At 73.5% G+C, this 8,529-nt stretch carries 10 protein-coding genes; 3 read left to right on the top strand and 7 right to left on the bottom strand.

Translation table 11 applies throughout. The features are described 5' to 3' along the window. The first annotated feature begins 157 nt into the window (after window positions 1-157). A complete protein-coding gene (locus ABT048_RS41305) occupies window positions 158-1,054 on the top strand; it encodes an alpha/beta fold hydrolase (protein WP_350526804.1) in 897 nt (298 codons plus the stop codon). A gap of 5 nt (window positions 1,055-1,059) precedes the next feature. Then, a complete protein-coding gene (locus ABT048_RS41300; RefSeq protein WP_350526803.1) occupies window positions 1,060-1,713 on the top strand; it encodes a 4'-phosphopantetheinyl transferase family protein in 654 nt (217 codons plus the stop codon). A gap of 230 nt (window positions 1,714-1,943) precedes the next feature. On the opposite strand, the gene ABT048_RS41295 is transcribed toward ABT048_RS41300, so the two are convergent. The 4 genes from ABT048_RS41295 to ABT048_RS41280 form a co-directional block, all read right to left on the bottom strand. Then, window positions 1,944-2,315, bottom strand: coding sequence for a hypothetical protein (locus ABT048_RS41295; RefSeq protein ID WP_350526802.1), 372 nt, complete (start codon window positions 2,313-2,315; stop codon window positions 1,944-1,946). A 186-nt stretch (window positions 2,316-2,501) separates the two neighbouring features. Next, the gene (locus ABT048_RS41290) at window positions 2,502-3,659 is read right to left on the bottom strand and encodes an SGNH/GDSL hydrolase family protein (protein ID WP_350526801.1); all 1,158 of its coding nucleotides are present in this window, start codon (window positions 3,657-3,659) and stop codon (window positions 2,502-2,504) included. Between the two features lie 96 nt (window positions 3,660-3,755). Further along, window positions 3,756-4,334: a TetR/AcrR family transcriptional regulator gene (locus tag ABT048_RS41285; protein ID WP_350526800.1), complete on the bottom strand. Its 579-nt coding sequence runs from the start codon at window positions 4,332-4,334 to the stop codon at window positions 3,756-3,758. 177 nt (window positions 4,335-4,511) lie between these two features. Further along, window positions 4,512-5,519: an AraC family transcriptional regulator gene (locus ABT048_RS41280; protein ID WP_350526799.1), complete on the bottom strand. Its 1,008-nt coding sequence runs from the start codon at window positions 5,517-5,519 to the stop codon at window positions 4,512-4,514. A gap of 204 nt (window positions 5,520-5,723) precedes the next feature. Here ABT048_RS41280 and ABT048_RS41275 point away from each other — a divergent pair, with 204 nt between their 5' ends. Continuing rightward, on the top strand, window positions 5,724-6,191 hold the full coding sequence (locus ABT048_RS41275; protein ID WP_350526798.1) for an anthrone oxygenase family protein: 468 nt from the start codon (window positions 5,724-5,726) through the stop codon (window positions 6,189-6,191). A gap of 109 nt (window positions 6,192-6,300) precedes the next feature. Here the strand turns inward: ABT048_RS41275 and ABT048_RS41270 are convergent, their stop codons facing one another. The 3 genes from ABT048_RS41270 to ABT048_RS41260 form a co-directional block, all read right to left on the bottom strand. Then, window positions 6,301-7,002 (bottom strand): polysaccharide deacetylase family protein, encoded by a 702-nt coding sequence (locus tag ABT048_RS41270; protein WP_350526797.1) that lies wholly within the window; start codon window positions 7,000-7,002, stop codon window positions 6,301-6,303. 338 nt (window positions 7,003-7,340) lie between these two features. Beyond that, window positions 7,341-7,934, bottom strand: a complete 594-nt coding sequence (locus ABT048_RS41265; RefSeq protein WP_350526796.1) for an anthrone oxygenase family protein — start codon at window positions 7,932-7,934, stop codon at window positions 7,341-7,343. A 235-nt stretch (window positions 7,935-8,169) separates the two neighbouring features. Further along, window positions 8,170-8,529, bottom strand: a 360-nt coding sequence (locus tag ABT048_RS41260) for a Rossmann-fold NAD(P)-binding domain-containing protein (protein ID WP_502894142.1), incomplete at its 5' end; no start/stop codon positions are given.

Below are 8,529 nucleotides of genomic sequence, written 5' to 3'. Positions count from 1 at the left end.
CCAAACTCCTCCACAAACTCACCAACCTCACCTACAAACACACCACCGCCACCCAACACGCCCTCACCAACCTCCACCACCACCTCACCAACAACACCGCCGAATAACAGCGCCGAATTACAGCGCCGGAAACCACAATCGGAAACAGGAGGGCCTCATGCAGACCGCCGTCGAAATCCCCGCGCTGCCGGCCGATCACGCCGTCACCGCCACCGATCACACCGCGACCACGGACGACTTCGCGCGTCTTGCCATCACGGTCCACCAGCCCGCGACGCCCGACCTGGCGCGGCCGCTCGTGGTCCTCGTCCACGGGTGGGCCGCCTCCCGGACGGTCTGGCACAGCACCGCGAGCCAGTTGGCCGCGGCGGGGCACACCGTGGCCACGTACGACCAGCGGGGGCACGGCTCGTCGACGGTCGGGCGGGAGGCGATCGGCATCGAGCGGCTCGCGCGGGATCTGGACACCGTCGTGGGGACGCTGACGACGCCGGAGCGGCCGGTCGTGGTGGTCGGGCATTCGGGGGGCGGCTACGCGGCGCTCGCCTGGGCGGCACAGTTGTCCGCGGCGCGGCCGGCCGATGCGGGCAGGCGGATCGCCGGGCTGGTGCTGGTGTCCACGGCTTCGCACGGGCAGGAGACCCCGGCGAACGAGGTGAAGATGATGGGTTCCCAGCTGTTCAGCCGGGCGCTCCGGACGCCGTGGCTGGGCCGCAAGCTGCTCGGGCAGACGCACGGGCCGCGGGCGACCCTGGAGGCCCGCGAGGCCAACCGCCGGCTGTTCGCCCGTACGCTGCCGCAGACCCGTGCCGCCTGCTTCGCCTCGACGCAGGAGATGGACCATCGGGCCGGTCTCGCCGGGATCACGGCGCCCACCGTGGTGATCACGGGTACGGAGGACAAGGTCGTGAAGCCGAGCTTCAGTCAGGAGCTCGCCGCCGCGCTCCCGCAGGCAACGCTGCACGAGGTGCCGGGGACCGGGCACATGCTGCCGCTCGAAACGCCCCGGTTCATCGCCCACCACACCCACCAGCTGGTCCTGGCCGGCCGCTGACCGCCGTGACCACCACCGCTCCCGCCGGCGTCCTGGGCTCGCTGCTCCCGCCGTACGTCCACTGCGCCGAGGCGTTCGGCCCCCTGGATGCGGGCCGTCTCCACCCTTCGGAGGCGGCCTACATCCGGGACCGGTCCCCGCGTCGCCGGCAGCAGTTCACCACCGCCCGGACGCTGGCCCGCCGGGCCCTCGCCGAGTTGGGCCATCCGCCGGTGCCCCTGTTGCCCGGGCCCGGGGGTGCGCCGCAGTGGCCCTCGGGTGCCGCGGGCAGCATCACCCACACCCGCGGCTACACCGCCTGTGCCGTGACGAGTACCGGTCGGCACGTTTCGCTGGGCATCGACGCCGAGCCCGTCCGGCCGCTCCCGCACGGGGTCCTGGACCTCGTCAGCTGCCAGGACGAGCGGCGGGGGCTCGCCGCGCTCCCGGTGGGCGAGGTCCCCTGGGACGCCGTGTTCTTCAGCGCCAAGGAGGCGGTCTACAAGGCCGTCCACCCGCTGACCCGCCGGTGGACGGCGCTGGCCGCGATCACCGTCGCGGTCCACCCCGACGGCACGTTCACCGCCCGGCATCCTCACCACGACGACGTCGGCACGGGCCAGTGGGGCGTGCACCGGGACATTCTGATGACCGCGCTCGCCCTTCCGCCGACGGCGTGAGCGCGGGCGTGCGGGTGCCCGGGCGTGCGGGTGCCCGGGTGCGCGGGCGGGGCCGGGGGGCCGCACGGTCACGCCCCGGGCGACTGCCGGCCGGAGGGGAGCGTCAGCGGGGGTCCGACGCGAGGGATCTCCGCGGGGATCCGGCCGGGATCGGGGCCGAACGGTGTGAGGCCCCGTGCTGGTGCGCGGGGCCTCATTCGGTCGATCCGGGTCGCCGGGACCGGCCGCCGTTACGGCGCGATGGCGTAACAGAAGAACCGACCCTGCTGGGTGACACTGGCACCGGTTCCGTTGTCGGTGACGGTCACCTGCACGGTGGCCGCCAGGTTCGTCCGGCACGGGCCGTAGGCGCTCGGGGCGGTGCGGCCGGAGAAGAAGCCCGCGTTGCTGACCGCACTCCACGAGTAGCTGTAGTTCCCGCTGCCGCCGGTGGCATAGGCGTCGCAGGACCAGACGCTGTTGCCGGAGTCGCAGAGCACGGTGACGCTCGGCGCAGCGTCCGCGTGGGCGGGGGCGGCGAGCCCGAGGGTGGCGAGGGCGAGCAGCGGAGCCGCGAGGACTCCCAGGCGCCTGGTCGAGGCCTGGAGCACGGAGCTGGTCATCTGACCTCCTGTGTCGGGGTGTTCGGGTCGAGCGGGAACGAGTGTGCAGCGCGCACAGAATCTTCACAACCCCTGATCCCCGAACGCCGGACGGGCTACGTCCGGGTCATTACGCACGGAGTAGTGCCGCCTCGGTAGTCCCCGTCGTACCCCGGCCGTGACGAACGGTCAGCGCCTTCGTCGCAATCAGGGCGCCAGCGGGCCGCCCGGGGTGAGGGCCAGCCGGGTGAAGCGCTCGGCGATCAGCCGGTGGGCCTCCGGGGAGGGGTGGAGGCCGTCGGGGTGCGGGTGGGTGCCGTAGTCGGGCTCGCCGTAGAGGGCGAGCCCGTCGAGGTGGTGCAGGGCGAGGTCGCCGTCGGCGCGGCGTTCGGCGACGATGCGGGCCAGGTGCTCGCGGATGACGGTGAGGGTGAGGCGGCCGGCGGCGCGTTCGGCCGGGTCGCCGGTGGCCCGGAAGCGGAGGGTGCCGCTGCTGAAGTCGGGGGCGAGCGGGCCGGGGGTGTCCTCGTGGATCGGGCAGAGCAGCGGGGAGACCACGAGCAGCGGGGTGGTCGGGTGGCCCTCGCGGACGGTGTCCAGGAAGCCGTGGACGGCCGGGGTGAGGGCGCGCAGCCGCATCGCGTCGCTGTTCACGAGGCTGATGCCGAGCTTCAGGCTGATCAGGTCGGCGGGGGTGTCGCGGATGGCGCGGGCGGTGAAGGGGTCGAGCAGGGCGCCGCCGCCGAAGCCGAGGTTGACCAGGTCGAGCCCGGCGCCGTTGGCCACCAGGGCGGGCCAGGTGCCGGTCGGGTGGGTGGCGTTCGAGCCGTGGCTGATCGAACTGCCGTGGTGCACCCAGCGCTTGCGCGGGCCGGCCGGGACGGGCTGCAGGGGTGCGTCCGTTTCGAGCGCGATCAGTTCGGTGGTCTCGGTGTGCGGGAGCCAGAGTTCGACGGTCTTGTCCCGGGCGGGCAGGCCGGTGAACCGGGCGCTGCCGGGCGGCCCTTCGGTGAACTCGAAGCGGCCGGTGGCCAGGTCGATGGTGCGCAGGTTGCCGCCGGGGACGGTGGTCTGAGCCGTGAGGACGCCGTCGACGAGGAGGTCGTAGACCCCGTCGGGCACGTCGGGGACGCCGGGGTAGGCGCGTTTGGTGGGGACGGCGTGCAGCGTGACCGCGGTGGCGCGGGTGCGGAAGGCGAGGCGGACGCCGGAGGGCTGGGCCTCGGCCATCGCGAGCTGGTCGTCGGGTATCTGTCGGCGGGCGCCGGCGGGTAGCCGGTGCGGCAGCAGGCCTCGGCGGGTGTGCTCGACGTCGAGGTGGCCGTGCAGCAGGTCCTCGGTGACGGGGGTGGTGATCGCGGTCATGGCGCTTGCGTCTTCTCCGGGTCGGTGTACCGGCGGGGGCAGCGAGGCGCGCCGCACGGGCGGTTCAGGCGGTCGGGCGTTCAGGGGGTCGGCCGTTCAGGCGGTCGGGCGGGCGCCGCCCTGGCGCAGCAGGGTGTCGAGGGAGTCGATGATCCAGTCCCAGGACTGCCGGGCGTCGACGGCTGTGTGGCTGAAGCCGCCGGCCGCCTCCAGGCTGATGTAGCCGTGGAAGACGCTGCCGAGCATCCGGACCGCGTGGGTCTGCTCGGGCTCGGTGAGGTCGTAGCCGCGCAGGATCGCCCGGGTCATCTGGGCATGCCGGACGCCGGCGCTGGCGGCGGCCGTCTCGGCGTCCAGGCGCAGCCGGGTGGCGTCGTAGCGGCCGGGGTGGCGGGCCGCGTAGTCGCGGTAGGCGTCCGCGAAGGCGCCGAGCGCGTCGCGGCCCGCCCGGCCGGCGAGGGCGTCGGCGACGAGGTCGGCGAGTTCCTCCAGGGCGTACAGGGCGATCCGGGTCTTGAGGTCGTGGGAGCTCTTGACGTGCGAGTACAGGCTGGCGGTCTGGACGCCGAAGCCGCGCGCCACGGCGGCGACGGTCACCTGCTCGAACCCGACCTGGTCGGCGAGTTCGGCGCCCGCGACGACCACGCGTTCGACGGTCAGTCCTGCCCGTGCCATGTGTTTCCTCCCGTACCGGCGCGCGCCGACGCGTCGGCGCACTGGTACGCCGACGCACTACGGCCAGTATGGGATTACCTAAACGGTTTAGGCAAACGGGAAAGCACTATCGGACGGAAGCCCCCGGCATCGGCCTCAGCCCCGGCCTCCGCCTCCGCCTCCGCCTCCGCCTCCGCATCAGCCCGCCAGGATCACCGTCTCCGCCGGACCCGAGAAGCCCACCGGCTGCGGCGGGGTGCCCGTGGCGGCGAGGCGGCGGTGCTCCTGCGGGCTGATGCCGCGCACCCGCTTGAACGCCGCCGAGAGGGCGAAGGCGTTGCTGTAGCCGACCTTGCGGGCGGCGAAGGCGACGGTGCACTCGGGCTCGCGCAGCAGGTCGGCGGCGACGGCCAGGCGCCAGCCCGCGAGGTAGGCCATGGGGGGCTCGCCGACCAGGGCGGTGAAGCGGCGCGCCAGGCCGGCCCGGGAGACCCCGACCCGCTGGGCGAGTTCGGCGACCGTCCAGGCGGTGGCCGGATCGTCGTGCATCATCCGCAGGACCGGGCCGACCACCGGGTCGTGCTGGGCGCGGTACCACGCGGGGGCACCGGAGTCGGGGGCGGCGAGCCAGGACCGCAGGACGGAGACCACCAGCAGGTCGAGGATGCGGTCCAGGACGAGCTCCTGGCCGGGCTCGTTGCGTCCTATCTCGGCGGCCAGCAGGTGCACGAGGGTGTCGTCGGCGCCGGTGCCGGCCGGGCGCACCAGCAGGGCGGGCAGGCAGCCGAGCAGGCGCTGGCCGATCTCGTGCTCGGCCTGGTAGGTGCCGGAGAGGACCACTGAGGAGGCCATGTCGCCCTCACGGCCCTGCCCCCAGGTCCGGACGCCGAGCGACATCACCTCGGAGACGTCCACCCCGCCCTTGGTGCAGACCTGGCCCGGGCCGACGATCACGTCCACCGGCGTGTCCGGGTCGTCTGCGACGGTGTACGGCTCCGGGCCGCGCACGATCGCCACGTCACCCGGGTGCAGCAACAGCGGGGTGCCGCGCTCGGGCAGGATCCACGCGGCGCCGCGGACCATCGTCACGACCGAGAGCGGGGCCCGGTCCTCGATCCGCAGCGACCACGGCGGGGTGAGGATCGACCGCAGCAGGAACGCGCCGCGGGCCTTGGGGCCGTCGAGGAGTCCCGTCAGAGTGTCCATGCCGACAAGTGTAGACGGCAAGACATCATTTGACGGCTCGTCATTTGAGGGACTCTTGAGTGATCGAGGTGGCTCGCGGGCGTCAAATGCCGGATGATCTGCCCACGGGGGTAGGAAGCGACACGCAGCGACAGCGACGCAGCGATACCGACAGCGAGAAGTGAGGGGCTCACGACGATGGAAACGGCACGCACACTCGTCCTGGTGGCGGCCACTGTCACCTGTGGACTGACCGCCGGACTGTTCTACGCCTACGCGTGCTCGGTCATGCCCGCGCTCGCCCGGGTGGAGGACCGGACCTTCATCGAGGTCATGCAGCGCGTCAACGTGGCGATCCTGAACGGCTGGTTCGTCCTCGGCTTCGTCGGCGCCCTCCTGACGACGGCGGCCGCGGTCGCCCTGCACCTGCCCTCGGACGGCCACGACGTGCTGCCGGCGACCATCGCCGCGCTGGTCCTGTACGTCGCGATGATCGGGGTCACCCGCTCGGTCAACATCCCGCTGAACGACGAGCTGGCCGCCGCCGGTACGCCGCAGCGGATCGCCGACCCGGCCGGCGTGCGCGGCCGCTTCGAGGCGCGCTGGGTGCGCTTCAACGTGGTGCGGGCCCTGCTCTCGACGGCCGCCCTCGGCTTCCTCGCCTGGGCGCTGGTCCTCAACGGGCAGAGCTGACCGGGGTCCGCCGGCCTTCGGGGTCCACCCGACGGCCCACGGCCTTCACCGAGGGCCCCGGACTTCACCGACGGCCTTCGGGCTTCACCCGACGCCACCCTGGGCGGCCTCAGCCGCACAGGGTGGCGAAGCCGTACCCGCGCGCCTTGAGCGTGGAGATGACGGCCGGCAGCGCGGCCACCGTCTGACTGCGGTCGCCGCCGCCGTCGTGCAGCAGGATCACCGAGCCGGGGCGGACGCTGTCCAGCACCCGTGAGCGGATCGCCGCCGCCCCCGGGCGGGACCAGTCCGCCGGGTCGACCGACCAGAGCACGACCTGCTTGCCGAGCGCCGCCGCGTGCGAGCGCACGGTGGCGTTGAGCGCGCCGTACGGCGGGCGCAGGCAGGTCGGGGTGCGGCCGGTCCGGGCGCGGATCGCCCGGTCCGTGGCGCTCACCTGGGAGTCGAGCGCGGAGCCGGAGAGCCTGCGCAGGTCCGGGTGCGACCAGGAGTGGTTCTGCACGCTGTGCCCCTGCCTGGCGACCTCCGCGGTCAGCGCGGGGTGGGCGGCCACGTTCTGCCCGATCTCGAAGAAGGTCGCGCGCACCCCGTAACGGGCCAGCGTGGCAAGGACCTTGGGCGTGTAGGCGGAGCTCGGCCCGTCGTCGAAGGTGAGGTAGACGACCTTGCCGCCGCCCGTGCCGCCGCCCGCGGCTTCCGCCGGTGCGGCGGGCAGTGCGACCGTCGCACCCGCCGCCAGGGCGACGGCGAGCGCGCCGACCGCCGTCCGGATCGCCGCGAGCTTCCCGCGCCTGCCGAGTCGTACGGACATGCCTGCCCCCTGCGGTCGGAACTCCGGTGCCGACGGCCAGTCTGCTCCGACGGCAGGGCGGCCGCGACCCGCCGGGTGGCGGAACCGGGCGGATCCGGCCAGGTCCGGCCGACCGCACGACGGGCCGAACCGGACGGACTCCGGACGACGTTCGCGACCGGTCACAGCCGGGCACGCGGCGGTTCCGAGCGGGCGGATGCGGGCGGATGCGGGCGGATGCGGTCGAACGTCGGCGGATGCGGGCGGATACGGCCCGGGCGCGGCGGGCTCACCGGGCACGTCGAGCGCCCCCGACGGGCTCCGTCGGGGGCGTCGATCGCGTTGCGGGGCGGCCTCGTTCAGCGCCCGGAGCGCCCGTGCAGCACCAGGGATCGGGTCAGCGCGAGCAGACCGCCCGTGCACAGCGCGGTGCGGAGCATGTTGACCGGCACCCAGCTGTCCGCGAAGTGCGCCCGCACCGAGGCGAAGTCCTGGATCTGGGACGGGTCGCCGGCCGCCGCCAGCTGGTTGTTGAGCGGGATGTTGACGCCCATCGTCACGATCAGCGCCACCACGTACAGCGCCGTAGCCAGCGCGGCCCACAGCGCCGCCTGCCGCCGGCCCGCCTTGTGCAGCAGCCACGCCGCGACACCCGTCGCGACGAAGGCGCCGACGAAGACCAGGCCGAACATGCCGTTCTCGATCGACTTGTTGATGTGCTGCATCGCCGTCACGTACGTGCGGTCGTCACTCGCCGCCAGGCCCGGCATGACCGACACGTCGAAGGCGAAGAACAGCCCCGCCATCAGCCCCATCGCGACGGTGGCACCCACCAGCAGCGGCCCGGTGGCCTTGCTGCGCGTGGCGGGCGCGCCCGCGCCGCCCGGGGCGAGGCCGGTGAAGGTCTGTGAAGCGGTGTAGGAAGCAGGAGTCGCAGTCTGGTGTGTGCTCATCGGTGATCCTTCGGTTCTCCCCGGTCCCCGCCCTGCGCGGGGACCCTCCCGGCACCCGGCGCACCGGCCTCCTCACCGCTCCCGGCCGCAGCCGGGGTGGACGATCAGGCGGCCGGCGCCGCCCGGCACCGACGATCTACTGAACTGCCGTACGCACGGCAGGTGTTGCTCTCCGGGTCGGCGGGTTCCGCCGGGTGGGCCGGTTCCGCCGGTTCAACCACGGACCTGCAGCCGGTCACGCGTTCCACACGCCCGAGGCGGCGGCTTCCCGGGCGTAGTCCGCGAAGTCCCGCGGCTCACGACCCAGCGCCCGCCGCACCCCGTCACCCAACGACGCGTTCCGACCGTCCAGGATCATCGAGAACAGCTCCGCGAAGTCCGCCGGCAACCCCGCCTCCTCCAACACCCGCCGGTACGACTCCAACGACACCGCCTCGAACCGCACCTCACGCCCCACCGCCCGCGACAACTCCACCGCCACATCAGCGAACGACAGCAACCGCGGCCCCGTCAGCTCGTACACCGAGCCCGCATGCCCCGCCTCCGTCAACGCCGCCACCGCCACGTCCGCAATGTCCTCCACATCCACGAACGG

The sequence above is a fragment of the Kitasatospora sp. NPDC096140 genome, assembly GCF_040303045.1.
Classification (GTDB): Bacteria; Actinomycetota; Actinomycetes; order Streptomycetales; family Streptomycetaceae; genus Kitasatospora.
The sequence above is the reverse complement of the archived record's forward strand: the minus strand, read 5'-3'. Positions and strand labels throughout refer to the sequence as shown.

Excerpts from the sequence above, each read along its gene's own strand:
- ABT048_RS41305 (WP_350526804.1), top strand. The coding sequence starts at position 158 with ATGCAGACCGCCGTCGAAATCCCCGCGCTGCCGGCCGATCACGCCGTC.
- ABT048_RS41295 (WP_350526802.1), bottom strand. The coding sequence starts at position 2,315 with ATGACCAGCTCCGTGCTCCAGGCCTCGACCAGGCGCCTGGGAGTCCTC.
- ABT048_RS41290 (WP_350526801.1), bottom strand. The coding sequence starts at position 3,659 with ATGACCGCGATCACCACCCCCGTCACCGAGGACCTGCTGCACGGCCAC.
- ABT048_RS41285 (WP_350526800.1), bottom strand. The coding sequence starts at position 4,334 with ATGGCACGGGCAGGACTGACCGTCGAACGCGTGGTCGTCGCGGGCGCC.
- ABT048_RS41280 (WP_350526799.1), bottom strand. The coding sequence starts at position 5,519 with ATGGACACTCTGACGGGACTCCTCGACGGCCCCAAGGCCCGCGGCGCG.
- ABT048_RS41270 (WP_350526797.1), bottom strand. The coding sequence starts at position 7,002 with ATGTCCGTACGACTCGGCAGGCGCGGGAAGCTCGCGGCGATCCGGACG.
- ABT048_RS41265 (WP_350526796.1), bottom strand. The coding sequence starts at position 7,934 with ATGAGCACACACCAGACTGCGACTCCTGCTTCCTACACCGCTTCACAG.